We start from the raw sequence: 26547 nt of genomic DNA, 5'->3' as shown, positions 1-26547 counted from the left end.
TCTTGATTATTTAGTCAAAACAAAGGGATTTGGTCTTCTTACGGGCACTCCTGGTCGCGGAAAAACCACTGCTATCAGGCACTGGGCGAATAACCTCAATCCCTCTTTATATAAGGTGATTTACTCTAGTTTTTCTACGCTCACAGCTAATGATTTTTACCGCAATCTTGCTGTAGAACTTGGMGCGCAACCCGCTTTTCGTAAGCCTGATAATTTCAGAACTATTCAAGATGAAATTTCACGACTTGCCATTGAAAAACGAAAAACACCCGTTATTATCATTGATGAAGCCAACTATATCAATACCGCCATTCTCAATGACCTTAAGATTCTCTTTAACTTTGAAATGGATTCTAGAGATCGCGCTGCCATACTCCTTGCTGGACTGCCTTCTCTCAATTCAACACTTCGTTTGGGCATCCATGAGCCCTTTCGTCAGCGCATCGTGATGAACTATGACATGGGGGGCTTAACAAAAGAAGAAGGTCGATGCTATATAAATGATAAGCTTAAAGGTGCTGGATGCACTCAATCCATTTTCGATGATAATGCTATCGAAGCCATACTCAATGCCGCCGATGGCACACCCCGAATTATCAATAAGTTTTGCAACGCGAGCTTACTCATCGGCGAAAGTCACAAAGCGTCATCTATTAATACTGACATGGTCATGCAAGCCATTAACGATACTGAACTCTAGGAGGTTTTTTATGATTTTTGATTATCGTTGTTCTAAAAGTAAATCTAAGTCTGGCTCTTGGGAAGGTCAAGTCCAGTTGCTCACTACCGTTCATCCCTATGAGATAAAAATAACCGCTCGTGGAAGTTGTTTTCACATCATTTGTGGTCACTACGCCCATGGTAACTTCTTATGTATTCCTACCCATGGCGTGGCAACTGAACTTGCGGCACTAACCGATACCTTCTGGAACTTAGAACGCCTTACGAATTATCATCCGAATTTTTCAAAAACAGATGCCATCAGCATTATTTATGCCTTGAAGGCGATTAGTTCATATATAGATATTTAACTCAAATCATAAGCGAGGTCACTCGCTTTTTTTCTTTGGATCATTTAATATGCACTAAATATGAGGCAGTTTATTTAATGTGCTCATTAGGCCGCTAATAATTTGCTTCTGATCCCTAGACTAGGCACGATTTAGGATTAAACAATGCGACTGATGGTGGTGCTTTTAATTTGACGGATAACAACACCGCCACAAATTAATTCTGTGAGCTGCTCTTTTATCCACTCTTCACTAATTGTTGGTGAATTCGCACACAATTCTTTCCCTTTTTCGATCCTTGTTGCACATCTCCAAACAACCTTCCCTCTTTCAGTTCTTCTTCGATAAGAAGCTCCGCAATCGCCACAAACCAATAGATTTCCTAGTAGATATTTCCCATTATATTTGCTATCACTTGAGCTTACAGTACCTTCTTCATGATGAATCACTCTTGACCGCTTAGCCATTTCTTCTTGAACTCTATCAAAGACTTCAGCAGAAACAATTGCAGGGTGACTTTCACTTACAAAATACTGAGTTCTCTGCCCAGTATTTTTAACTTTCTTACCCGTCATAAAATCCTCGATAAATGTCTTTTGAAGCAAAGTATCTCCCTTGTACTTCTCATTCTTAAGCATTTTCTGAATAGTGGTTGTATCCCAAGTGTCTTTGCCAGTGACCGTTTTAATATCCATCGATTCCAAATACATTTTGATTTGTCCAAGTGTTAACCCTTGCAAATACAATTCAAATATTTTTCTCACTACTTCAGCTTGTTCAGGCACAACGACAATTTCACCATCAACACAGGAATAACCCATGAAGTTCTTATACTTCTTGAAAATATCACCTTTTTCAAACTTCCTCTGAAATCCCCATTGAATATTCTCGCTGATATTTCTGCTTTCATTTTGTGCAAGCATACTGCGAAGTGTAATTTCAAATTCTTTGTCTTGTTTGATTGAATCCATATTTTCATTTTCAAAATGCATATTAATCCCTCGCTCTCTTAGAAATCTTATAATTTTTAGTAATTCCAATGTGTCTCTAGAAAACCTGCTGATTGACTTGGTTAATATGTAATCAACCTTTCCTCTTTTAGCTTTTCTCAATAAAGCATCTAGCCTTGTTCGTCCCGTTCGCCTTAATCCACTACCAATGTCATAGAATACACCAACAAAAATCCAATCGGGATGGCTTTCAATCATGTACGTATAAGTGTCAATTTGAATTTCAAGGCTACCCATCTGAGCTGGTCCCGAAGTACTAACCCTACAATAAGCCGCTACCCTAAGCTTTTTATATTCAGTTGTCTTGGCTGGAATGTAGCGGACTTTCTTCATCTATGCTTCCCCTTATTGCTATATTGATCGAGATTTTTAAATCTGTGAAACAAAAAAGGACATGAAAGCATCTACTCTCATATCCTTGATTATTGCATATTACTTTCTAGTCATTCATTTTAGCCGTTTTTCCGATGCAACAGGACTATGGATTCAACATGTGTACTCATCGGAAACATATCCACCCCAACAGTCCGCCTCACCTCATACCCACCACTTACAAGCAGTTCCAAATCCCTCGCAAGCGTACTTGGTTTACACGACACATACACGATATGGGGTGCCTTCATGGCAATCAAAGTCTCAATCAAAGCCTCATCGCAGCCTTTACGCGGTGGATCGAGAATCACAATATCAGGCAATTCATGCTTTTCAGCCAGATCAGCGATCACCTCTTCCGCGAGGCCCACCACATACGCCGTATTTTTCAACCCATTTAAAACCGCATTTGCCCGAGCATCCTCTATCGCACCTTCAACCACTTCTACACCGAGGATCTTCGTAATCACAGGCAGCTTTTTCGCCACATAAGCCCCTATGGAACCAATCCCACAATAAAGATCCATCACGGTAATACCATTACCACTAGTTGTTAAGTTCGCATTTTCTTCTGTCGTTTCCTTCGCCTTAACTTCTGAATCTCCAACAATCTCATCCACAATCGTCTGTACGTTCTTCACCACTTCATCATAAAGCACTTCCGTTTGTACTGAATTCACTTGGAAAAAAGACTGAGGTGAAACTTTAAAGGCCACATCCCCTATATAATCCGTTAAGTACACCTTGCCGGATATGTGATCGAATTGATCTGACATGTTGGTGTTCCCGGGATCGCTATTAAGGTTCAGATACACCGATTGAATTTTGTCATCTAAGACCTCAAGGTCTTTCACAAATCGCATGAGCTTTGCTGAAACCTCAGTTGTGACGATCACAAGCATGGCTTCCACACCTTCACCTTGATGCGGCGTGGTCGTTCTAATCATAATTCTTCGGAGCATGCCCTTTTTCGAAAGTTCATCGTAGAAGCTGAGCCCACTGAGTTTTAATGCTTCTCTCACTTTTTTCATCAGTGCATTGGCCACTTTAGATTGTAAGAGACATATGTCTACATCCACGAGATCATGGCTTCTCTTTCTGTAAAAGCCCATTTCAATGTTGCCATTTCTACCTTGAGCCAATTGATAGATGCCCTTGTTTCTATAGTAAAGCGGTTCCGCCATGGCTTTAAAGCCCTCCCAGTGAATCGCCTCATCTTCTAGCTTACCGATACGCTTTAACGCATTTTTGATATGACTCTCTTTAAAGGCGACTTGTCCTGCATAACTCAACTCTTGAAGCTGACAGCCCCCGCATTTAGCCGCATAGGGACATGGCGCCTCCACACGCATGGCCGACTTTTCATGCATTTGATGGATAATGCCAATCGCATAGCTCTTTTTAACCTTAATGAGCGTCGCCACCAGATGATCTCCTGGCAGTGCATTGTGAACAAACACAGTATACCCCTCTATTTTGCCGATGCCGTCGCCATCTTCAGTCATATCCTCGATGTGCAGTTCTATCCGATCATTCTTTTTAAAAATCTTGTCTTTATCTTCTTTTGATTTCTTATTATGAGGCATTTTAACATCCTTTCAAATTTTCCTTATTTTATAATAGTTAGTTAGAGTGTCAAAAGTCAAAAGTTGAGCAATCCTCTACCCTATGATGTCGTTTACGGGAAGTACGCGATACAGCATAGGGTAGAGGATTTATGCGAAACTGACTTTTGACACTTTAACTGTAGTTTTTATCCGCAAATTATCATATAATGATAGTGTATGATAAATATTAAAATAGATTTAGGAGGATTATATGTTTCGTTTTCTCTCTAATATGCTCTTTATCGTCATCTTATTTTTGTTGGTTACCGCCATGCCACTGAGCAAGGACGTTCTAACGATTAATATATTTCAGCCCGTTATTGATACACCTTCCGAAGAAGTGCCTGTTATGACCACTTATAAACTAGAGGGCGCACCGAGTTCAATTGATTATACACCAGATCAGATTGAGTTTTCAATAGTGAGCACACCGCATGCCTTTTCGGAATCGCTTTATGAAGGCATTGAAGTCTTAGTTTATGATGGCGATCAACTTATCAGTACCACCAATTTAAAGGATTTGTCCCCTGCTTTTGAAAATAAAGATGAGCATACGGATCAAATTGCTTTTTCCCTAAAAACAATTGTAGACGCTTTGAAAGCAAATCAATATCATGTTGAGATCAAAGGGACTGAAAACAGTGCTTTTTCAGAGACGCTGGATTTTATGATTTCCAATGAAAAATTTGATAAACTTGCACTTGAAACGATGCGCGAATCGGTCTCTGGGAAACTCACACTGAACCTTTACTATCCAACAGATAACTATGAGCTGTTAGTACCGGTTACACGTATCATAAACTATCCAGATAACAGGTCCCGTACAGCACTAAAAGAACTGGATAAAGGACCTGCATCCACTTTAGGTCTTATTCAAGGGGATTCGATTTGGCCATATGCCTCTAAGCTTGCAGTCAAATCTAGAAATGCTTCGGTTTATATCTATAAACCCGAATACGTGGCGTTTGAAAACAACTTTCAAGCCGCTGTAGATGCCATCACCTATACACTGACATCACTTGACTTTATAGATCAAACGAATTTCTATATCGATAATTCTAAAGCCAAGCCATTTGGCAGTGTGGACTTAAAACAAACATTTACCCCTAGGACTCAAAATTTCGCTTATTTGAGCTACAATAAAGATTCAGACTATATGCTCTTAGTGCCTACACCCGTAGAATCACTTTTGGATACAGGCACAGCACTCACTGAAGATGTTTCCTCTAACGCTAAACTGCTTTGGCAAGTGCTTAAAACACCACACTTCAACGACTCTCTTGTGAAGAGTGCCCCTTATCTCAACAGCACGATACCAAGAGATATTGAGCTCAAAGAGGTGATTTTTGAAGCTGGTAAATTGACACTGTCTGTTGATCAAGCGTTTGACAATGCCTTCAATGGTCATGACGCCTACATCAAGCAAATGTTAAACAGCATTTCTAAATCATACTACAGTCTTGAAGGGGTCACAGAAGTCCATATTCTCGTAAACAGTGAAAGCCCAGTTGATTTTCATGGCTACGACTTAACACAGCCCCTTGTCAATCCAACTTTCATCAATTTAGAACCATAAACACTAAAATCATTTTCAAAATACAAACTAATTTGAAGCAACCTTTAAATGACTACAATCATTCTAAAAGTTGCTTCTTTTCTTTTATTTTTTTCTATACACCACCAAAGAAAGTAATTTTTCGGCATAAGAAGGGGCATTATAATTTCTGCAGGGGCTTCAGTAGCGCAGCGAAGGATTTGTCCCCGAAAGAAGTTATAATGTCTCTTTTTGATCTACGAAGACACTTTCTTCATAACTTATGATAAATCTGTCCTGCCAATGCTTTGATCGCCTTAGGATCGTGTATCCTCACAACTTTCCCTGTCCGCTTGATGATCGCATCGGCTTCAAGTTGTATAAAAGCACGATGAAGCTGCCTATAAGTGGTGCCTATAAACTCAGAAATTTCCACAAGTGTTTCTGCTAAAATCACTTCATTTGAATCCTCTTCATGATGCCATAAGAGATAACTTGCCAATCGATTTTTAACGGGATTCAACAGATTATAGGCATCATTTTCATTGGCATATCTCATCTTTATGCTCAAACCACGGATTATATATTTGAGATAAGGCACATTATTTTCTACAAAGCGTTTCATTTGAGCTGCATCAATTCTGAAAAGATAAGATTTTTCAACCGCAGATACTGTACAAGTGACATTCAAGCTCTCAATGAGTTCAACATCGCCTAAAGTATCAAATTTCGTATAAAACTGGATCAATAAATTCCGGCCATTTTTTTGTTGCTGAAATACTTTGAGCTTGCCTTCAAGGAAAAAGTAATAATAGTCAAGGGGATCATCCGCTTCGAGCACGATTTCATCCTTTTCATATTCGCAGAGTTCAAGCGCCTTTAAAATGCTCTCATCGAGCATTGTTTTCACTTCGAGCACTTCTAAAAAAGACTTTAATTTTTGTGGATGCTTTATCAATTTCATTTTATTTCACCCTCCATACATAAAAGGCATCAAAACATGACATATGTCATATTGTATCATGATAAAGCCCTCTATAATAGAATTATAAACCCGATTCACGAAAGGTGGCACATATGCCTTATGCATCAGCATACATTACGGGACTCCTACTTGCGTTCATGGTTTCATTTAATGGGATGCTCGCAAGTTATACCTCGGCTTACTTTAGCAGTTTTATTTTCAACGTCATTGGTCTTATTATTTTCTCACTCTTACTTTTGAGACCTCAGACTTTACACCCTAATCAGAGCAGACCCGCACTCTTTTGGTTGCTCATTCCTGGAGCACTGAGTGCACTGACCATCGTCATGAGCAATACCACTGTGGCTCAACTTGGCATTACCCTTATGATTGGCATCAGCTTACTTGGACAAGTCCTTACCTCACTTGTCATCGACGGATTCGGTCTTATGGGTAAAGAAAAGGTTAAAATCAGTTTCAGGTAGATCATCAGTATTGTTATTATGTTTGTCGGTGTTTACCTTTTACTTTAATCCATTCTCATGCAAGGAGGTCTAAACATGATCCTATATTATGTATTTGCACTTATTTTGGGCATACTCTTCATCGTCGTACCGATCTTGAATGGTCAAAATGCGCTTGCCCTTGGCACCTTTAAAGCTTCTTTTTTTAATTATTTATCGGCAACGTTAACGGCTTTTGTTTTTTTAATGCTCTTTTCTAACTTAGAAGTCTTTAAAAAGTTACCCACAATTCCCCCACATTACTACCTTGGCGGTTTAATCGGTTGCCTCGTTATACTTTTACTGAACTACTTCACCACTAAAATTAAGGCATTTTACATTGTCATCTTACTCTTTATGGGCCAAATGACCATGGGGCTTATACTGGACTATAGTATCATGGGACAATTTGAATCGAAAAGAATTCTAGGACTCTTAATCATTTGCTTTGGATTGTATCTTCAAAACGCAAAAAAAGAAGTGAAACAAATCACTCCTAAAGATGAACCGATCCTCTAGTTGCTACTCTCTATCACGATCCTCTATTGCCATTATGGATTGAATTTTAGCCTTTAGCGAAATTGTGCTGTACGCGTTCTAGCATTGCTCTAATGGGCAAGTCATAAGGGCATTTGGGTTCACATACACCGCATTTTATACAAGCACTTGCATTGATTGCTTGACCTGCATAGCGCTCTTTTGCCCAAGATCCAAGGCCATAACGTGTTAAATAGCCTTCCATGATAAATTGAGTTGGAATATCGATGCCTTGTATGCAAGGTAGACAATACCCACAGCGTCTACAAAATTGATTGCCCATTTGATTTTTAAAGACTTCAATTTCCGCTTGTTCTGCTTCAGTCAACGGCTTAAAATCATGACCTACTGCTGCATTTTTTTTAACAAGTTCTGGTGTTTCCATGCCTGGGATCACCACGGATATGTTAGGATTTTCAAGTATAAATCTCAAGCTCAAAGAGCCATTCTCAATGGCACCACCTGCCATTGGCTTCATGATAATGATGCCTAAATCCAGTGCTTTAGCACGCTCAAAAAGTTTTTCACCTTGGCGCTCTACAAGGTTATATGGAAATTGAATGGTCTCAAATGGCATTTCCTCCAGAACTTCCATGAGAAATTCCGCACTATGTGCTGTGATGCCTATATGACCGATTTTACCCGAATCCTTAGCTTCCAGCATAGCTTTGTAAGCGCCATTTTCTCCCATGATCTGTTCATACTGTTCTCTGGATTTAACCAGATGACACTGATAGAGATCAATGTAATCCGTCTGAAGCGCCTTAAGGCTCTTTTCTATATCTGCTTTCATGCCCTCATAATCTTTAGCAGGTGATTTCGTCGCCAATATGAACTGGTCACGCTTATCCCCTTTAAGCGCATTTCCAATATAACTTTCACTGACCGTATATCCGATCGCCGTGTCTATAAAGTTCATGCCTTCTTCAATCATTTGATCTATGATTGCCACAGCTTGATCCGGTTGAGCTCTTTGGATGGGAATCCCCCCAAAGCCGATACTGCTTACTGTAAGTTCTGTCTTGCCTAATCTGCGCTTGATCATTTTAACCTCCAATTGTCCAAAACAAAATACTGCAATTCTACGATTCTGCGATTCCAAATAGAATACATCAGTATCCAAGTGGATACGCCGTTCGCTTCTCTCAAATTAAAAAGAGGGCGGGGTCATTGCCCAGATCGAAACGCAATCTCCCTCTCCTGCGTTATCATATTTGTGAGGTATTGTACTTTGGAAGGTGATGCTGTCGCCTTCATCCATTAAAAACGTCTGCTCACCCACCGTAATCTTCATTTTGCCTTTTATAACATAACCGCATTCCTCACCCTCATGTGTGACAAAATCTCTTGCTTTTTCTTCATCAGCTCTAAGAGTGATCATCAGAAATTCGATTTTGCCTTGTTGATTTGGCGTCAGCATCTCATAAGTTCTCGATGACTTGCCTATGATGATTTTCTTGCGTTCATCTCTTTTGACCACCGGATTGCGCAATTGGCCTTCACCTTCATCGAAAAAGTAACCTACACTGACATTAAGTGCATTTGCTATTTTCCACATGACAATAACCGTTGGGACGACTTTACCATTCTCAATCTGACTGATCATACTGGCACTTATCCCTGATTTTTCAGCGAGGCTAGCGATTGTCAAAGTCATGTTTTTTCGCAATTCTCTAATTTTTCTGCCCACATCAATATGCATCTATTGTACTCCTCGAATATTCAATATAATAAATTTTTGTTGAATATATTGATTTTTGTTAACAACTACGATATACTGATCTCAATTTCAGTATACTAATATTATATAAGGGGGAACAAAATAATGCAAACAAGTTTTATTAGTGCAGACAACACATGGGTTTTATGGGCTATCATTACGGGATGGGCAGCGTTTAGTATTTTTTTAGAGCAAAAATATCAGTGGGCAGCCAAAATTTCTGGTGCCATTATTGCCTTAATTGGGGCTATGTTACTTTCCAATTTAAGAATTATTCCTACGGAATCACCTGTTTATGATCAAATTTGGGGCTACATTGTACCCCTTGCAATTCCACTCTTATTATTTAAAACCAACATCAAAAAAATATGGAGAGAAAGCGGGAGACTGCTCCTCATATTTTTAATCAGCTCATTCGGTACCATGCTTGGTGCAACCATTGGCTATCTCTCACTTCACAACTATATTCCTGATCTTAATAAAGTCGCTGCTATGATGTCTGGCTCCTATATAGGGGGTGGCGTGAATTTTGCGGCTATGGCCAGTTCTTTTGAAGTTCCTGGGGAACTTGTATCTGCAGCTGTCGTTGCGGATAATCTACTGATGGCACTTTACTTCTTCGTACTCATTGCAATACCAACTATGGCTTTTTTTAGAAAACACTTTAACCATCCACATATCGATCAGTTTGAACAAATTAAACTAAAAGACAATGAAACTATTGCATCCTCTTATTGGGGCCGCAAAGAAATTTCTCTAAAAGACATTGCATTTGCCATCGCGACTGCAGTTGCCATCGTTGCGATCTCAACAGAACTGTCCAAGTATATCGGTACACTGATTCCAACAACGAACGGTACTTTAGCGACTTTAAATATGCTACTCTCCAATAAATATTTGATCATCACAACGTTGACCATGATCGGTGCAACTTTCTGCTCCAGTTATTTTGAAAATATTAAAGGTTCACAAGAAATTGGGACCTTTATGATCTATCTCTTCTTTGTGGTCATTGGGGTGCCAGCGTCTATTTCATTAATACTTCAAAAGTCACCTCTGCTACTGGTCTACACGACTATTATGGTCCTCACCAATATGGTGGTCACCTTAGGTTTCGGAAAGCTTTTCAAATTTGATCTTGAAGAAATCATATTGGCTTCAAACGCCAATATTGGCGGCCCTACCACTGCTGCTGCCATGGCTATTTCAAAAGGCTGGACATCACTGATTGCACCTGTTATGTTAGTGGGAACTCTAGGGTATATCCTAGGCAACTATTTTGGCATTTTAATGGGCAATTTACTAATGTAGCTTTAATTAGAGTGTCAAAAGTCAAAACTACTTTATAAATTCGGAAAAGGAGCAACTTATGATTTTCGACGGACATTCTGATTTATGGATTGCTATTTCAAATCAAAGACACCAAGGACAACATAATGTTTTCAAATCATTTTATTACGATCAATATAAGGCCAGTTCAGTATTCGGTAGCATTTTTGTACTTTGGGCAGATCCTCCTAATGATGTTAATCCCAAAAAGAGAATTGATGAACTCCTGTCGGTGGCTTTAAACGAAATTGAAGAGTCACAGGGGTTGATGCGTCTAATAACAAAATCTTCAGAGCTAGATATGACCGATACCAGCCATTTTCAAGTTTTGATTGGTATGGAAGGGCTGAGTCATCTTAAAGGCGATATTGCTCTTTTAGATGACTATTATAACAAAGGCGTGCGTCATGCTTCTCTCACGTGGAATGATGTCAACGCATTTGCAACAAGTGTATTAGGCGACCCAAACAGAGGCTTAACGTCTATTGGCATCGATGTTGTAACGCGCATGGAGCAGCTCGGCATGATCGTAGATGTTTCTCACCTCAACGAAAAATCCTTTTGGGATGTGGCAACCCATACGCATAAACCTTTTATCGCTTCTCACTCAAATGCAAGAAGCCTCTGTGATCATAAAAGAAATCTTACAGATGCTCAATTAAAAGCAGTTTCTGCCTCTGGTGGCCTTGTAGGCTTGAATTGTTATCGTGATTTTGTCAGTACAAATAGGGCCCTTCAAACACTGGAGGGCATGAGATTCCAAATTGCGCATTTACTCCAAAAAATAGGGTCCGATCACATTGCCTTTGGTTTTGACTTTTGTGATTACCTTGAAGCCGATACCCTCGGCAGCTTCAGTGACACGCCACTAGATCAACCTGGTATTGAAGGTCTAAATAGTATATCAGAAGTTAAAAATATCATGCATTTACTTTATGATATGGGGATTTCTGAAAAGGATATCCATAAAATAACGCATCTCAATTATCAGAGATTTCTTAACGCCATTCTCTAAGACTCACACTTGTTAACTAATGCTATAAATAAAGCCCCTGACTTTTTAAAATCAGGGGCTTTCACTGTAGATCATAAGATTTGAGCCGAAAGGTGTCAGCGAAAATCGGTTTGTGACATCGAAGATGGCTCAAATAGGATTTTAAAATTTATTTTTTTTAATCGTCATGGATCAACAATCTCTAATTCAGATCTTATCTAAACTTATAATACTCTTGCCTTACCTGCATAGACAATGCCTTTAGCAGAATCAAGCGTAATATCCATACCATCTTTTAAAAGTTCTGTGGCATTGTTAGCACCCACAACACATGGTTTTTTAAGGCTTAATGCCACAATAGCGCCATGAGAAGTATAGCCACCCTCTTCGACGATTAAACCAGATGCTTTTTCCATATAAGGCACAATATCTTTATCTGTGGAAGTCGCAATAATGATGTCGCCGTCTCTAAATTTGCCTTCGAGCTCTTCAACTGTACTGCCGATACAAGCTCTGCCTCTGATAAAATCTTTAACAAGGCCAGTGCCTTTAATAAGGACTTCGCCTACTAAATGCACTTTCATAAGGTTCGTTGCACCAGAGATACCCACTGGCACCCCAGCAGTGATCACGACTAAATCACCTTCTGTAATATAGCCATGTTCTTTTGCTTTTTGTACTGAAATTTCAAAGATTTTATCGGTATTAGAAGCTTCTCCAATCACTAATGGAATAACGCCCCAAACCACTGCCAGTTGTCTACAAGATGCTTCCGTAACTGTACAAGCAATGATTGGTGCTTTTGGTTTTAAGCGTGAGATCATTTTAGCTGTAAAGCCTGAAGATGTTGCTGTGATAATAGCAGATGCGTCAAGATCAAGTGCAGTCGTTGCAGTTGCATGACTTACAGCATACGTAACACCCATTTCATTTGATAAAGCAATTCTCTTCTTAAGCATTTCTCTATAATCAAGCGAGCCTTCTGCTGCTGCTGCAATTTTCGCCATTGTGCGAACAGACTCAAGTGGATATTTACCCGCAGCTGTTTCGCCTGACAACATAACCGCATCTGTACCGTCAAAAATTGCATTTGCAACGTCTGTTGTTTCTGCTCTCGTTGGTCTTGGGTTTCTGATCATTGAATCTAACATTTGAGTTGCTGTAATAACAGGTTTCCCCTCTTTATTACACATCTGAATCATTTGCTTTTGAACAAGCGGTACAAGTTCAGTTGCAATTTCAACGCCAAGGTCACCCCTTGCCACCATTAAGCCATCAGACACTTCTAAAATTTCATCTAAATTATCAACACCTTCTTGGTTTTCGATCTTAGATATAATATGGACCACATGTGAATGATTTTCTTCAAGTACTCTTCTGATTTCAAGAACATCACTTGCTTTTCTGATAAACGAAGCCGCAATAAAGTCGATGTCATTTTCGATACCAAACTTGATGTCATCAATATCCTTTTGAGTGATTGCTGGTAAATTGATTTTAACGCCTGGAACATTGACGCCTTTATTATTTTTAACATCACCACCATTTAAAACTTTAGTGGTGATATCATTACCACTGATTGACATAACTTCAAGTTCAATCAAACCATCATCAATTAAAATTTTATCGCCAGCCACAACATCTTGAGGTAATCCTACATATGAAATCTGACATTTATTTTGATCACCAAGGTACTCCTCTGTTGTCAGTACAAATTCTTGTCCCTCAACAAGCGTATAAACAGCTTCTTTGAATTTACCTGTTCTGATTTCTGGTCCTTTTGTATCCAATAGAATTGCCACTGGCACTTGAAGTTCTTCTCTAACTTCTTTGATCATGTTGATTCTAGCCAAATGTTCTTCATGATTGCCATGAGAAAAATTAAGTCTAGCCACATTTAGACCCGTTTTAACGAGCTCAGTAAAAATTTCTTTTTGCTCACTTGATGGTCCAATTGTACAAACGATTTTGGTTTTTCTTAACATATTATCCTCCTAAAAATAACTTATAAGTTCACACACATATGATTTCTTCCCTCAAACACTTTTTTATATGAAAAAATTGCTTTGCAATTTCGTCAATTCATTTGGATCGCTAGCTTCCCTCGTAACCCTTTGCAAGTCGTAACCCTTTGCAAGTCGGAGACTTGCTAAGGGCAAAAAATTTACTCGGTCCGCTACGCTCCCTCGTAACCCTTTGCAAGTCGAAGACTTGCTAAGGGCAAAAAATTTACTCGGTCCGCTACGCTCCCTCGTAACCCTTTGCAAGTCGAAGACTTGCATTCAGTGATGGCATGCCATCACTGAATTGTAATATGTGCGCGGGGCGCACATATTACAAAAGGGTTATATTGCCAATATCCTCGCCAATTCATAAATTTCTTTATCGTAGTCTTTTTTCATCGAAAGGGCTTCTGTGATGTCGATATCGACAACTTGGTTGCCTTTTATGCCGATTGCTCTGCCGGCTTTACCTGCTATGAGTTGTTCCACTGCGTAGGATCCCAGTCTTGAACCAAGGATTCGATCACTTGGTGTGGGGGTACCGCCTCTTTGTAGGTAGCCAATGATGCTGACTTTGACATCGGAACCGGTCTTTGCGGTGATCTGTTCTGCGATTTCATAAGGTTTGCCTACGCCTTCAGCAAGCAAAATAATGCTGTGGAGTTTGCCGCGTTTCTTGCCTCTTAAAATGGTTTGGCAAAGCTCATCCATGTCGATATCAATCTCTGGAATGATGACTGCTTCAGCGCCCCCAGCAAGGCCACCATAGAGTGCAATGTCTCCACAGTGTCTTCCCATGACCTCTATGATATTGATTCTGCCATGAGAAGATGAGGTATCTCTGATGTTGCCAATGGCATTCACCACTGTCGTAAGTGCTGTATCAAATCCCAAGGTGAATTCTGTATACGCCAAGTCGTTGTCTATGGTGCCTGGTATGCCTATCGTTGGAAAACCTGCATCGGCCAATCGCTTTGCGCCATTGAACGAGCCGTCGCCACCGATGACCACCAATCCATCAATTTTAAACATTTTGAGCATTGCAAGGCCTCTTTGAAAGCCCTCTTCTTCTTTGAACTCCAAGCATCTTGCGGTGCGTAACATCGTGCCACCTCGATGGATGATATCCCCTACTGAGGATACCGTTAGAGGCTCTATATCACCTTCTAATAGTCCTTGATAGCCCCTGTAAATACCTGCGACCTCAAGGCCATTATAAATTGCGGTTCTGACCACTGCTCTAATGGCAGCATTCATACCTGGTGAATCGCCACCACTTGTTAATACGCCTATTTTTTTCATGTTTTGCACTCCTTTTTGAACAATTACTGATTTGAACGCTTATTGATGTACAACGTTGTTCTTTCCCACAATTTGTTCAACGTGATCCATGAGCTCCTGAGTCACCACAACTTGACCCTTCACCTTAAGTTTCTTTTTTATCGCCGAAATATAGTAGATAATGTCGGACGGTTTGCCCTCTGACGATTGTTTGGAATAGCGCTTTAAAACCTTAGAAACCGCATTCATTAGAGCTTCATCTGGTCCTTCAAAGCGTATGAACAAAACAGATACGGCCTCAGGATTATTCGATTCTTTAACCCCCATACGCGTAGGGGTTACGCTTGCTGTTGCTTTGTCATCTGTCACGGCTTTTACAGCCTTTACAGCGGTTATTCGATCTGCAATCAACTTGGGAGGTTCATCTTCCTTCACGTTGATGCGTCCCCTCACAGAAATGATCGAATCTTTATGAAGAAGCGATTCACTGGCAGAATAGGTCTTTGGAAAAACAACGACCTCTATCTGATCAAACAGATCTTCCACAGTGATAAACGCCATATTTTGATTATTTTTTGTGATCTTATCGAGTTTCGCTATAATCATGCCACTGATAACCACCATATCACCCTCTTTGGCGATTGGCGTCTCATCTTCTTCAAAAGAAGACTTGAGCTCTGATAAATTGAAGCTCGAAATAGATTTAAGTTGTTCCTTGTACGGATCAAGTGGATGTCCGGTTAAATATATACCCAACATTTCCTTTTCAAATTGTAAAAGTGTTTCAAATCTAAGTTCTGGAATTAGAGGGAGCTTGTGTCCCAAATCTTCTGCTGAATTCACCACTGCCTCCAAACTGAATATGGAGAACTGACCTTCAACCCCTCTGCGTTTCAGCGAATGCACGCCATCTACGGTCTTTTCAAAAATACCCAAGAGTTGAGACCTGTAAGCACCAAATGCATCAAATGCACCTGCTTTAATCAAACTCTCTATGGCCTTTTTATTGAGCTCAGCAGGTTCAATGGACTCGCAGAAATCTAAAAAGTCCTTGAAAGGTTTAATTTTTCGGCTACGTATGATGGCTTCTATGATGCCTTTTCCTACGTTTTTAACGGCATTCAGGCCATATCTAATATTATCGCCTTCCACAGAAAAGCCCACTAAGCTCTTGTTCACACAAGGTGGTAAAAGCTTAATACCGCGTTCTTTACAATCTTGTATATACAGCGCAATCTTAGAGTGATTGCCCATGACACTGGTCATGAGCGCCGCCATATAGGCTACTGGATAATGTGCCTTTAAATATACCGTTTGGTAAGCCACTATGGCATAGCCAACAGCATGTGATTTATTAAACCCATAGTTGGCAAAGTCGACCATGTCATCAAAAATTTCATCCGCAATAGCTTCTGGCACGCCATTTTCTAAACAGCCTAGAATCTCGGTTTCACCAGAATCCGTTTTTTTACCATACTTAAAGTAGGCACGCTCCTTTTGCATTACATCCATCTTTTTCTTACTCATAACACGTCTTACAATGTCACTCCGGCCATAACTATAGCCTCCAAGTTCTCTTACAATTTGCATAACTTGTTCTTGATAGACAAGGCAGCCGTGAGTCGGTTCTAGTATGGGCACAAGCTTAGGATGCTTAAAGGTGACTTCCTCGGGATGGTTTTTGTTCCGTATATAGAGCGGGATGGAGTCCATCGGTCCCGGTCGATACAAAGATATCCCAGCAATGATATCTTCAAACCCTGTTGGTTTTAATTCGCGCATAAACTTTCTGCAGCCAGTCGATTCTAACTGAAAAACCCCCAGGGTATCCCCTTTACTGATCAGCTCATAAGGAAGCGGATCGTCATATGAAATTTGATCTAAATCCAGTTTTAAATTTTCAGTCTCCTCAATTAATTGTAATGCATTTTTGATAACTGTCAATGTCCTTAAGCCTAAAAAGTCCATTTTTAACATTCCGAGATCTTCCAAGAGGATCATATTAAACTGTGTTGTGATGTTATCATCTTGCATATAAAGCGGCACATAATCATCTACGGTGTTCTTTGAAATCACCACGCCTGCAGCATGTGTCGAAGCATGCCTTGGTACGCCTTGTAGTTTAAGGGCAGCCTCTAATAATTGATTCGCTTCTGGATCTTCCGTATATATTTGTTTTAACTTAGGATTTACATTTAAGGCCTTCTCAAGTGTCATGCCTTGTTCCATGGGAATTTCTTTGGCGATGCGATCCACATCTTGATAAGAAAGATTCATCACTCTGCCAACATCTCTTACCGCTGCTCTTGCGGCCATGGTGCCAAAGGTTATAATCTGTGCCACATGATCTTTACCGTATTTTCTGATGACGTAATCAATTACCTCACCCCGCCTGTCATCTTCGAAATCAATATCGATATCCGGCATGGTAACACGCTCGGGATTGAGAAACCTTTCAAAGATGAGATCGTATTTGATGGGATCAACCTCAGTTATATTCAGTACAAATGCCACGATACTGCCTGCACAGCTGCCACGTCCTGGCCCTACTAGAATGCCATGATCTTTGGCATATTTTATAAAATCCCATACGATTAAAAAGTAATCGTTGTAACCCATTTGATCTATCACGGAAAGCTCATATTCAAGGCGCTCAAGATGTACCGATTCTACCTCATATTTTCGATAGAGCCCTTTAAAACAAATCTCTCTTAAATACGCTTTAACATCAAGTGGTTCCAATGAAAATTCAGGTAAATGCGTTTGAGTAAAATCAAAATCAAAATGACATTTTTCTGCGATCTTGACGGTATTTTCAATGGCATCTGGTCTTGATTTAAAGAGTGATGACATTTCGTCGGGAGATTTCAAATAAAATTCCTTGGTCGGAAATCGCATTCGGTCACTATCGCTGATGGTTTTACCCGTCTGAATGCAGAGTAGAATATCATGTACTGCTTCATCTTCTTTTTCAAGATAATGGACATCATTTGTTGCCACAAGGGGAATACCAGTCTCTTCACTGATCAACACAAGGTGCCTATTGACCAATTTTTGTTCCTTCATCTGATGATCTTGAAGTTCTAAATAGAAATCGTCCGCTTCGAAAATCGACTTTAATTTAAGTGCCATTGCTTTGGCACCTTGTACATTGCCCTCAAGAATCAAGCGCTGAACATCACCGCCAAGGCAAGCGGAGAGACAGACAAGCCCTTCCGAATGTTTCGAAAGCAAGTCGTAATCAATTCTGGGTTTATAATAAAAACCTTCTGTAAAGCCTGCTGAAACAAGTTTTATCAGATTCTTATAGCCTTTTTCATTTTTAGCCAGTAAAACCAGATGTCCTGCATTTTTATCAAGATTCGAATCCTTATCAAATCTCGACCTTGCAGCGGTATAAACTTCACACCCGATGATCGGTTTTACACCGTGTTTAATCGCCGCCTTGTAAAAGTCCACTACCCCGAACATAACCCCATGATCGGTAATGGCAACCGATGACATGCCCATAGCCTTTACTTTTTCAAACAGGCGATCGATTCTAGTAAAACCATCTAACAAACTGTATTCTGTATGTAGATGCAAATGTACAAAATCTATTTTTTTCAAAGAAATATCAGTTTGCAAAATTGTTTGCGCCCCTTTCTCGAGTGTTCCTTAACAAAAGTTTCTTAACCCTAAGTATACCATATATTTGCCTAAAATAAAAATGAGAAGAACTCTTCTGATTAGGTTCTTCTCATTAAACTAAGTCTATTTGCATGGTCTTAACTGCTTTTGTTAGGCATCCGCTCCAATGCCAATGAATGTCACAGTTACTGTCACGGTGTGACTTCAGCTGTATTCGTAAGGACATGTGCTTCCCACAACTTAACGATTAAGGCTCTATAGTAGGGACTCAGTTCAGGCACTCTGTGCAGTAACAGTTCATCATGCTTAAGCGCCGTTGTTTTAAGTTTGATCTTCTTGATTTCCGCGAGTGCTTCTGATGACACATAGCTCGGATCGTAGATCGGGAGCTGACGCCATTTGCGCGTATCGTATTTAGAGGCTTGCATCTCTGGTGATAACATAGCATCTATCACCAGCATTGCACCTGATTTGTTACTGGAATTATAGAGGATACCCATATGCGCCACTGGGCCTGTTGTCCCTTCCATAATGGTAAAAACATTTGCCGCTTCTGGATACTCATAGGCCTTTAACATATCCGTTGCATGGTAGTAATCCAAGCTCATGGAAAAAATAAGATCCTCACTAAAAAACAATTGATCCATCTCGTTGACAGATTTCGGATAATCTGTTCCACCTTTATAAAGATCGGGCTTAATCGCACTTAAGACTTCAAGTGACGGTTTTATGAGCTCATATAACTCAGCTTCCGAATATGCTTTCTCATTTAACTTCTCAAAGTCAAGATTTCTAGACAAATACCCTGCGACAAAAGCCTCACCTTCAGGAGATACTCTTGGATCTGGATAAGTAAATTTGCCTTGGAAGGTTTTAACGAGTTCAAAAAAACCTTCATAGTGCTCTGGAATTTCATAGAAGTAATTTTCATTAAAAATAAAAGAAAGCTGTTGTCTGCCAATAGGGACTTCATATTGATCAATTGAAATCCCCTCATCATATCTTACTTCAATGTCATAAGGATCAAGATAAAGCTTACTATTTGGCAATTCATCTGTAAAAGGTCCAAATAAATAGCCTGCATTTACGGCTTCTTTAAAACCTGTGTCATCAAATAAGATGAGATCATATTGTCCCAACTGAATTTCGTTTTGTTGATCGCTTTTTAGGCTTTCAAAAGTCTTCTCTTGGGATTGTTTTATAAGTTTAAGTTCTATGTTGTAAGTTAATTTCAAATACGCTGTAAACTCGGTTTGGAGCCATGTGAGTGCCGCTTCGTCTTGGGTATCAACACACAGTGTTACGACTGAATCACGGCCACTCTCCTTAACAAGCTCCCAATTTTTAACAGCAGGGTCATTACTCTTTCCAAGTGGACTCCCTTCTGAACAAGCAGTAGTCATAAATACCATTGCTAGGCAAAGCACAAAAATGATTGTTTTTCTCATAGTTTTCCACCTCTAAGCTGTAAGTCAGTTGCTATTTGCATGATTTTTTTTAAGCGATGATTCACACCTGATTTGCCCACAGGGGGATTCATCATTTCAGAAAGTTCTTTAAGCGATGCCTCTGGATTATCCATGCGTAAATAAGCGATTTCCTGTAATTTTTCAGGCAGACTTTCTATACCAATGGTCGCCTCTAAATAATGAATTTGAGACATTTGCTCATAGGCCGCTTCAATCGTCTTATTCATATTGGCCGTTTCACAATTCACCACACGATTTACATTGTTTCTCATCTGCTTGATAATTCTCACATTTTCATAATCCAGTAAAGTATGATGTGCACCAATGATGTTTAAAAAATCAACAATTTTCTCGCTTTCTTTTATATAGATAATGTAGTTTTTCTTACGAGGCGTAACCTTTGCGGTCAAATCAAAGTGATCATTCATAAAAGTTGCTAATTGAGTGGCATAAAAGTCATTATGCGTAATCAGTTCAAGATGATAACTCTTTTCAGGTGTACTGAGCGAGCCCCCTCCAAGATAGATGCCTCTGAGGTACGCTTTCTTGCAACAATTTTTTCTCAAAAGGCCATCTGGCATATCATCATTGATGACCATACTGCCTTCAGAGAGATTAAAAACCTCAAGATCTAGTAAGATATCATTTGCCCCTTCGATGAATATTTCATATAAGTGATTCTTGTTGAGAATTCTATTTTCTTTCATAATCACTTCTGTATGAATTTGATACGTTTTTTTGAGCAATATAAAAATAAGACGTGCCACCGCTGGATTTTCAGTGGTCACTCTCAAATTCATTTTCTGAAATCCACCAAACTCCAGTGCGCCACTCACCCTAATAATGCCAGATAATTCTGCACGGTTACAGCATTTGCCTTCCGTTCTTATTCTTGCAAGTTCATTTTTTGATTTTGATGAAAAAGACATTACGCACCTTCTATGGCCTGTATGATTTCAAGTGCTTTCATCAAAATATCACGTTCATCATCATATTTTGCGAGCTGCACCACATTGTTGACATGTATAAATTTGGAATCAATAAAACCTTCTTCTCTCTGGGGATGTGGCGACGAACTCAGCGCTTTCATGAGATACCAGACCACATTTTTTTCGATAACATGATTATTCGACCAATAATTTTTAAATTTATAAGAAGTTTCCCCTATGGGACTAATGATTTTTGTCTTTATGCCTGCTTCTTCTCGCACTTCACGCATGGCTGTATCTTCACTGGTTTCGTGATCCTCAATCTTGCCTTTGGGGAGAACCCAATCTCCGTTTATCTTTTGAAGCATCAAAACACTATTCTTTAAAAAGACAACGCCTCCTGCGCTAAAAACTTTCTTCACTCAATCACCTTCCATCACGTTTTCTCATCCCCTAGTATATCATAAAGCCGACAAAAGAAAAATGGGACAATCGCCACAAAAGCAATACATCCCATTTGATTTATACAGACTCTATGATTGGACTGGTTCATATTTTCAGGTCATAACTTCTTTTTCAAATGATACGACCGCACCACATAGCGCGTGATTTCTTTGGCTATTGCTACAGCATCATGCCGAATGTATCCTTTTCTAATATCCACAAAATTACCTTCAATCAAGGTGACCTTATGCGCTTTGAGATGAACATCATCTGTCTTTTCAAACCTTACAGGCGTTGCTTCCTCTCGTTCATAACGTTTGATAGAATCTGTGCTGATCTCTCCTGAGTTGACGATCATAAAGTCCACATGTGTCAAGTCCGTATGTTTGATGAGCAGCTCTAAATGTTGCCCTGCAGTTAACGCATCGGTTTCCCCAGGTTGAGTCATAATATTTGAGATGTAAAATACGGAGGCGCCGCTCTCGTTAATAGCCTTTACAACATCAGGCACGAGTAAATTCGGAATAATACTCGTATACAAGCTTCCGGGCCCTAAAACGATCACATCGGCTTCTTTTATGCGTTTAAGAATGACATCACTTGTGGAAGCATCGCTGGGTTCAATCCATATTTTTTCGATTTGAGAACCTCTTTTTAAGACTTCAAGCGGGATGTTGGATTCCCCCACTACAGTTGCGCCGTCATCTAATTTTGCATATAAGACAAGATCATCTTCTGAAACGGGATAGACTTCACCTGTAATCGCAAAGATATCAGAAATTTTGCGAATTGCAGACTCAAAACTATCTGAAATCCCCACCATAGCAGCAATCATGAGATTTCCAAAATTTTGCCCTTTAAGGCGTCCTTCTTCAAATCGATATTGAAATAAGTCCTGTAAAATAGGCTCTTTGTTTGCAAGCGCTAAAATACAGTTTCTCATATCTCCAGGTGGCAACATCCCAAGGTCTTCCCGCAGAACGCCTGAACCGCCACCATCATCTGCCACCGTTACAATCGCTGTAATCTCTGTAGAAATCTCCTTTAAGCCACGCAGTATAACCGATAGGCCTGTGCCACCTCCAACTGCAACAATATTTAGCATAAGTTACCTCTTCTTTTGTCTATTGGTTGGTGCCTTTTTATTTTGCATCACGATGCACAGTGACGACATTATAACCTTTATTTTTAAAAAAGGTGCTGAGCTCGTTGGTAAAAGTCACTGAACGATGCTGTCCACCCGTACAGCCCACAGAGATCACAAGCTGACTTCTGCCCTCCCTTACGAACATAGGCACTGCATATTCTAGCAAATCCTCCATCCGCCCGAGATAGTCTCTACTCTCTTGAAAGCTCATCACATAATCTCTCACAGGTTGATCATTGCCAGTTGACGCTCTCAATTCTTCGATATAATAGGGATTCGGTAAAAATCGAACATCGAATACATAATCGGAGTCAAGGGGTACTCCTTTTTTGAATCCAAATGACATAATCGTAAGTGCGATTTGCTCGGTCTCATCTTTGATCTCTAAGAATCTTGAAATCTCATTTTTGAGTTGAGATTGCGTCATTGTCCCCGTATTAATTACAAAATCTGCATCTTCTTTAAGGGCGGATAAAATTTCTTTCTCCTGCTCAATGCAAGTTTCAATTCTTGCAGAAGGATCAAGTGGATGGCTCCGGCGCGTTTCTTTAAAGCGCTTGATCAAGACCTCATCATTCGCTTCAAAGTAGAAAATGCGATAGTCATAATTTTTTTGAGTTAAGAGCTTTAAATTGTCTTCTAAATCTTTAAAAAACTTGCCCCCACGAATATCAATCACCAGCGCTATATTATGAATTCCTTCCGAATTTTGCTCTAGCAATTCAATAAAGTTTGGAATCAGAGATGGGGGTAAATTGTCGATGCAGTAGTAACCAAAATCCTCAAAGACTTTTTTCGCTTGGCTTTTCCCTGCACCCGATTGTCCCGAAATAATAATAAAATTCATAACAGTCTCCTTTTATTGTAAAGCATTGTATACATCATCAGGGGTTAACCCCGCCGCAAGCGCTCTCTCGATGGATTTGGGGACCAATCCAATTTTTTCAATCCGATGCGCATCACTGCACATGACAAATTTAACGCCATATTGCTTTGCAATTTCAATTTCTGCCACGGTTAAATGACCATGTGCATTATTGATTTCGAGCATAGTCTCCGTTTGGCTTGCCACGGATGCAACTTCAGCTATGTCTATAGGTCCCTTTGAACCGGGATGTGTGATCATATTAATCGGATTGCGCATCATTGCATTGACCATAGCCTTTGTGTTGAGTTCTTTTGCCTTTTTATAAAAACTTTTAGAGTATCTGCTGAGAAAATTATAGAGATGAATCTTAAGGTCATACCTTAAATTGCTTCCAAAATGATAGCCTGCATTAACCCAATCACAAATTTCACGCATCTCTTCATCAAGATCAATCTCGCCGTCAGTTCCCAATATATTCGCTTCAATCCCTAATAAAATATGGATCTGGGGATATTTTTCTTTAAGGAGATCAATTTCTTTACGTATGAGCCAATAATCCGCCTTCTTGATCCCATAGCCGTCATGTTTTGGCCCGTGATCTGTAATCGCAATCTCCTTGAGTCCGAGTTCTAAGGCTCTTTGTACAATTGCCTCAAGTTCATTTTTAGAATCGCCACTGTATTTTGAATGCATATGATAATCTGAGTGAATTTGCATAACAACCTCGCTTTCGCTCTCGCCTAACCGTTTAATAGGTTCTATTTATATTATATACCATAAATTTCGGTTTTATGTCGTTAAGAACCCACTTTGTGATAAAAAAAAACAATTGTCAAATTTATTTAACAATTGATGGCTTTGTGAATCGCTATGAACTTAACTTCTATTGGCAAAGATGAAAATAAGCGCACTTGAAAAAATAGATAAAGCCAGTGTCATTCTGAGCAGTAAACGATTTATATGCGCTTTGACACCACCAAATTTTTCAATAGCAAAAAAAGAAAATACCACAAAGCCGTTGAAAAGTGAGATGCAATCCAATACGCTTATTATATTAAAAAAATATTTGCTTATTAAAAACCCTGATGCAACGAAAATAATCTCGATCAAAGCGATACTCAAAAATACTAACAATATCAATCTGAAAATTTGAGAATCATAAAATCGGTCTTTTTTCATCCATATCACTCCAAGCATTATGCCTTATATTTTTATTATGATACGGAAACCTTACATGAGCATGAGAGTCAACTTAAAAATTCATTAAAATTAAATCTTATGAAGTCAACTTAATGAGCATCATCGCCACATCATCACTGAAATCCGTATGATTGGTCTTGTGGATCATGTGAAATGTGTAAAAGACCTCATCCAAAAATTCGTTAGGATTTTCAAGCAACGCCTTCTTAAGTTGGTTTGAAACCGTAAACACTTTTTTCCACTCCGTAAAATCAGAAGCCTCACCTGTGCAAAAAAGACCATCCGTATAAAGGAATATCAAATCCTCTTTTTTCAGAGTCACTTGTTCCGTTTCAAAGTGAACGTCTTCCATCATCCCTACAATGAACCCATTTTGATGAATCTCTTCAAACGACTCCGAGCTCTTGTGAAAAATCATTGGATACGGTTGTCCTGCATTGGCATAATAGAGTTCACCGCAATCAATAATGCCGACAAATGCCGTGAAAACAAAATAGTTATCTTCACCCGCGAAATCGAATATATCAAATATAGACTGATTCATCTCCTCTATGATCTCATGAGGCATGATGTTTGGCATTAAAATACTCTTTCGATATAATATTTTAACCATAGACGATGCCATACCCGCTGCAATGCCATGACCCGTTACATCTGCCACCATAAAGTGTATCCTACCCTCTTGTTCAACACAATCGAAAAAATCACCCCCGATTCCCAGAGAGGGATGATATTTTATAAAGAGATCTACCCCTTTAAAACTCCCCGATTTAGGCAGCATAATATTCGCAAAAGTATTCGCATTTTTTAATTCTTCTTGAATGAGACGATTAAGTTCAATAATCGTTCGACTTTGTTCATATAATTTAAGGGCATTTCTAGCTTTTAAAGGCAAAATTATATTCATATCATTTGGAGAAAGTGGTTTTGTAAAATAATCTACCGCCCCCTCCTTTAACGTGTTTTCAATCGAATTGATTTCTGTAATAGCACTGTTCACGATTACAGGAATATCCTGATGAATCGGGTGTTTTTTTAAAAGCCTCAAGGTTTCATACCCATCCATAATGGGCATGATTAAATCTAATATGATCAAATCCACTGACATTTTTTCCACGATTTCCAGAACTTCTTGCCCATTGACTGCCTCTTCAAAAACTGCATTTTCAAGATTTTGAGCGAGCACTCTTTTTACGAGCATTCTATTCATGGTTGCATCATCTGCAATTAGTATGCGATAAGCCACGACGTCACCTCCCGTCACTCTATCATTTCGAAAAATTGATCCAATTTCATCAATTTAAAAAGACTTATAATATCATCACTTGCACCTGAGACCTTAAAGGCCTTCTCGTTGCGCTTCATCTGCTTAAATAAGCTAATGACAAATGTAACCCCCACAGAGTCAATGTTATCTATCTGACTTAAATCCAAAATGAGCGCCTTATAGGCTTCTTCTGGTTTAATCAGTTGCTTCAGACTTTCATTGAATTTGGGAACATTATTTGCAGTTAAGCCTTCTGTTAATGTCAATTTGATGCGATCTCCATTTATTTGTTTTTCCATTACGACACCTCCATGTTTAAATCAAATGTCACTCTAACGCAATTATGTTCAATGACAATTTTAAATGCCATTTCAGAAAGGGTTTCATATCCTCTTTGACGTTCTCTCAAATTATTTTTAATATGAAAATCTGTATCCAATTTAAAACCTTCGCCTTCATCTCGTACCTCAAATACCAAGCCTTCATGCACCAAATTCACTTTGATTGCCACTTTTTTGTTCAAATCAAGATGGTTTCCATGTTCAGCTGCATTGTTGAGTATTTCTCGCAACATGAAATTGATTTTAAATCGAGTATGGGGGTCAATCATCGGCAGTTGATTTCTGATGAGGTCTAAAATTTCAGTGACGGCATGATCAACAGCATCAAAACTTGAACCAATTGAATTTTCATAAAGCACCATTTAAAACTCCTCTCCTCGCATTTGGA

The 26547-nt window shown here is 39.3% G+C and carries 24 protein-coding genes and 1 pseudogene; 7 read left to right on the top strand and 18 right to left on the bottom strand.

Annotated features, from left to right (window positions below; all coding sequences use genetic code 11):
• Together F3D3_RS13110 and F3D3_RS13105 are read left to right on the top strand one after the other, a co-directional pair.
• A partial coding sequence (locus F3D3_RS13110; RefSeq protein ID WP_084389016.1) for an ExeA family protein occupies positions 1 to 700 on the top strand: 700 nt, incomplete at its 5' end.
• Positions 701 to 710: 10 nt separating this feature from the next.
• The gene (locus F3D3_RS13105; protein ID WP_069873694.1) at positions 711 to 1031 is read left to right on the top strand and encodes a DUF6618 family protein; all 321 of its coding nucleotides are present in this window, start codon (positions 711 to 713) and stop codon (positions 1029 to 1031) included.
• Positions 1032 to 1168: 137 nt separating this feature from the next.
• Here the strand turns inward: F3D3_RS13105 and F3D3_RS13100 are convergent, their stop codons facing one another.
• Both F3D3_RS13100 and rlmD read right to left on the bottom strand, forming a co-directional pair.
• The gene (locus F3D3_RS13100) at positions 1169 to 2353 is read right to left on the bottom strand and encodes a recombinase family protein (RefSeq protein ID WP_084389015.1); all 1185 of its coding nucleotides are present in this window, start codon (positions 2351 to 2353) and stop codon (positions 1169 to 1171) included.
• Positions 2354 to 2472: 119 nt separating this feature from the next.
• Complete coding sequence (gene rlmD, locus F3D3_RS13095; RefSeq protein ID WP_069874571.1) at positions 2473 to 3978, bottom strand: 23S rRNA (uracil(1939)-C(5))-methyltransferase RlmD; 1506 nt, start codon at positions 3976 to 3978, stop codon at positions 2473 to 2475.
• Positions 3979 to 4210: 232 nt separating this feature from the next.
• Here rlmD and F3D3_RS13090 point away from each other — a divergent pair, with 232 nt between their 5' ends.
• Complete coding sequence (locus F3D3_RS13090) at positions 4211 to 5575, top strand: GerMN domain-containing protein (protein ID WP_069874570.1); 1365 nt, start codon at positions 4211 to 4213, stop codon at positions 5573 to 5575.
• A 232-nt stretch (positions 5576 to 5807) separates the two neighbouring features.
• Here the strand turns inward: F3D3_RS13090 and F3D3_RS13085 are convergent, their stop codons facing one another.
• On the bottom strand, positions 5808 to 6497 hold the full coding sequence (locus F3D3_RS13085; RefSeq protein WP_069874568.1) for a Crp/Fnr family transcriptional regulator: 690 nt from the start codon (positions 6495 to 6497) through the stop codon (positions 5808 to 5810).
• A gap of 113 nt (positions 6498 to 6610) precedes the next feature.
• On the opposite strand from F3D3_RS13085, the gene F3D3_RS13080 reads away from it, so the two are divergent.
• Both F3D3_RS13080 and F3D3_RS13075 read left to right on the top strand, forming a co-directional pair.
• Positions 6611 to 6982 carry a DMT family transporter gene (locus F3D3_RS13080; protein WP_069874566.1) on the top strand — a complete coding sequence of 124 codons (372 nt, stop codon included), beginning with the start codon at positions 6611 to 6613 and terminating at the stop codon, positions 6980 to 6982.
• Positions 6983 to 7057: 75 nt separating this feature from the next.
• Entirely contained in the window at positions 7058 to 7519 is a 462-nt protein-coding gene (locus F3D3_RS13075) for a DMT family transporter (RefSeq protein WP_069874564.1), read from the top strand.
• 46 nt (positions 7520 to 7565) lie between these two features.
• Here the strand turns inward: F3D3_RS13075 and F3D3_RS13070 are convergent, their stop codons facing one another.
• Entirely contained in the window at positions 7566 to 8582 is a 1017-nt protein-coding gene (locus F3D3_RS13070; RefSeq protein ID WP_069874563.1) for an aldo/keto reductase, read from the bottom strand.
• A gap of 105 nt (positions 8583 to 8687) precedes the next feature.
• Positions 8688 to 9239, bottom strand: coding sequence for a helix-turn-helix domain-containing protein (locus F3D3_RS13065; protein ID WP_139132085.1), 552 nt, complete (start codon positions 9237 to 9239; stop codon positions 8688 to 8690).
• Positions 9240 to 9362: 123 nt separating this feature from the next.
• On the opposite strand from F3D3_RS13065, the gene F3D3_RS13060 reads away from it, so the two are divergent.
• Positions 9363 to 10568: a DUF819 domain-containing protein gene (locus tag F3D3_RS13060; RefSeq protein WP_069874561.1), complete on the top strand. Its 1206-nt coding sequence runs from the start codon at positions 9363 to 9365 to the stop codon at positions 10566 to 10568.
• A 58-nt stretch (positions 10569 to 10626) separates the two neighbouring features.
• The gene (locus F3D3_RS13055) at positions 10627 to 11601 is read left to right on the top strand and encodes a dipeptidase (protein WP_069874559.1); all 975 of its coding nucleotides are present in this window, start codon (positions 10627 to 10629) and stop codon (positions 11599 to 11601) included.
• A gap of 203 nt (positions 11602 to 11804) precedes the next feature.
• On the opposite strand, the gene pyk is transcribed toward F3D3_RS13055, so the two are convergent.
• From pyk to F3D3_RS12990, 13 genes and pseudogenes are all read right to left on the bottom strand, one after another.
• Positions 11805 to 13565, bottom strand: a complete 1761-nt coding sequence (gene pyk, locus F3D3_RS13050) for a pyruvate kinase (protein ID WP_069874558.1) — start codon at positions 13563 to 13565, stop codon at positions 11805 to 11807.
• A 360-nt stretch (positions 13566 to 13925) separates the two neighbouring features.
• Positions 13926 to 14885 carry a 6-phosphofructokinase gene (gene pfkA, locus F3D3_RS13045; protein WP_069874556.1) on the bottom strand — a complete coding sequence of 320 codons (960 nt, stop codon included), beginning with the start codon at positions 14883 to 14885 and terminating at the stop codon, positions 13926 to 13928.
• Between the two features lie 39 nt (positions 14886 to 14924).
• On the bottom strand, positions 14925 to 18473 hold the full coding sequence (locus F3D3_RS13040; protein ID WP_084389020.1) for a DNA polymerase III subunit alpha: 3549 nt from the start codon (positions 18471 to 18473) through the stop codon (positions 14925 to 14927).
• A gap of 212 nt (positions 18474 to 18685) precedes the next feature.
• Positions 18686 to 19942: an ABC transporter substrate-binding protein gene (locus tag F3D3_RS13035; protein ID WP_069874554.1), complete on the bottom strand. Its 1257-nt coding sequence runs from the start codon at positions 19940 to 19942 to the stop codon at positions 18686 to 18688.
• The gene (gene whiA / locus F3D3_RS13030; protein ID WP_069874552.1) at positions 19939 to 20892 is read right to left on the bottom strand and encodes a DNA-binding protein WhiA; all 954 of its coding nucleotides are present in this window, start codon (positions 20890 to 20892) and stop codon (positions 19939 to 19941) included. Before whiA ends, F3D3_RS13035 begins: the two co-directional genes overlap by 4 nt.
• Positions 20892 to 21314, bottom strand: coding sequence for an NUDIX hydrolase (locus F3D3_RS13025; RefSeq protein WP_069874551.1), 423 nt, complete (start codon positions 21312 to 21314; stop codon positions 20892 to 20894). Before F3D3_RS13025 ends, whiA begins: the two co-directional genes overlap by 1 nt.
• 140 nt (positions 21315 to 21454) lie before the next feature.
• A pseudogene (yvcK, locus tag F3D3_RS13020) lies at positions 21455 to 22432 on the bottom strand (uridine diphosphate-N-acetylglucosamine-binding protein YvcK); the annotation flags it as partial.
• Between the two features lie 46 nt (positions 22433 to 22478).
• Positions 22479 to 23330: an RNase adapter RapZ gene (rapZ, locus tag F3D3_RS13015; protein ID WP_069874548.1), complete on the bottom strand. Its 852-nt coding sequence runs from the start codon at positions 23328 to 23330 to the stop codon at positions 22479 to 22481.
• A 12-nt stretch (positions 23331 to 23342) separates the two neighbouring features.
• Complete coding sequence (locus F3D3_RS13010) at positions 23343 to 24068, bottom strand: PHP domain-containing protein (RefSeq protein ID WP_069874546.1); 726 nt, start codon at positions 24066 to 24068, stop codon at positions 23343 to 23345.
• Positions 24069 to 24227: 159 nt separating this feature from the next.
• Positions 24228 to 24530, bottom strand: a complete 303-nt coding sequence (locus tag F3D3_RS13005) for a hypothetical protein (protein ID WP_069874544.1) — start codon at positions 24528 to 24530, stop codon at positions 24228 to 24230.
• A gap of 97 nt (positions 24531 to 24627) precedes the next feature.
• The gene (locus F3D3_RS13000) at positions 24628 to 25797 is read right to left on the bottom strand and encodes a PP2C family protein-serine/threonine phosphatase (RefSeq protein ID WP_069874543.1); all 1170 of its coding nucleotides are present in this window, start codon (positions 25795 to 25797) and stop codon (positions 24628 to 24630) included.
• Positions 25798 to 25811: 14 nt separating this feature from the next.
• On the bottom strand, positions 25812 to 26117 hold the full coding sequence (locus tag F3D3_RS12995; protein ID WP_069874541.1) for an STAS domain-containing protein: 306 nt from the start codon (positions 26115 to 26117) through the stop codon (positions 25812 to 25814).
• Positions 26117 to 26521 carry an ATP-binding protein gene (locus tag F3D3_RS12990; RefSeq protein ID WP_069874539.1) on the bottom strand — a complete coding sequence of 135 codons (405 nt, stop codon included), beginning with the start codon at positions 26519 to 26521 and terminating at the stop codon, positions 26117 to 26119. Before F3D3_RS12990 ends, F3D3_RS12995 begins: the two co-directional genes overlap by 1 nt.
• Positions 26522 to 26547: the final 26 nt, after the last annotated feature.

It is taken from the genome of Fusibacter sp. 3D3 (assembly GCF_001748365.1).
Taxonomy (GTDB): Bacteria; Bacillota; Clostridia; order Peptostreptococcales; family Acidaminobacteraceae; genus Fusibacter_A.
This window is presented reverse-complemented; position numbering and strand designations above follow the sequence as displayed.